The organism is Arthrobacter sp. Y81 (assembly GCF_002929335.1).
Taxonomy (GTDB): domain Bacteria; phylum Actinomycetota; class Actinomycetes; order Actinomycetales; family Micrococcaceae; genus Arthrobacter.
In genome coordinates, this window is sequence record NZ_PJIL01000073.1 from 1 (window position 1) to 632 (window position 632).

Genomic DNA, 632 nt, shown 5'->3' on the forward strand with positions numbered 1-632 from the left:
ATCTTCATGGGTGTTTTCGCAAACATGGTTGACACCTCCTGATTGTCGTGACTATCGTGATACGCGGTTGATTGGATCGTTAAAATTTTCTTTGATAGCCGCTATGCCCGATCGCTCGTGGAAGATGCACTGCGGACGTTTCGTCAGGGAAGGCGCTGCCTTCTGGCCCTTGTGTACCATCTTGACCCCAGAATAAGGATTGATTAAGTAATGAATACATTGGATGTTGGATCAGGCTTCTTGGTGGAGCCTCTCGGCGGAACGCGGGTCGAATTTGAGCGTGATGAAAATTCCCCGCTCCTTCGCATTCACGCTGACGCGGACACGGCTGAGGTTGCTGTGAGACTGCGATTCCCCTTGCACGAAGCAATCGGCTATTGGACTCCAGACTCACGGGAGATGCGCACTCTCCTGCCGGGCGGAGTCCATCGATACCAAACAAGCCTGATCCACTCCGTCCCGCTCGGCATTGTCTACGACCGAAATGGTCGTGTGGCAGGGGGATGGGCTCTAGATAACATCGTCCGAACCACGCGAATCGAAGCAGGTGTCAGCGAAGAAGAGAAGGTTTTCGTCGTCACCCTGCGTTTCGCCCCGTCACCCTCAGGAGCGCCGCACCAATTGTTTCTCCG

At 54.3% G+C, this 632-nt stretch carries 1 protein-coding gene; it reads left to right on the top strand.

Annotated elements, in window-relative coordinates:
• Positions 1–210 precede the first annotated feature (210 nt).
• Positions 211–632, top strand: a 422-nt coding sequence (locus tag CXQ91_RS25115; protein ID WP_219816613.1) for a hypothetical protein, incomplete at its 3' end; no start/stop codon positions are given.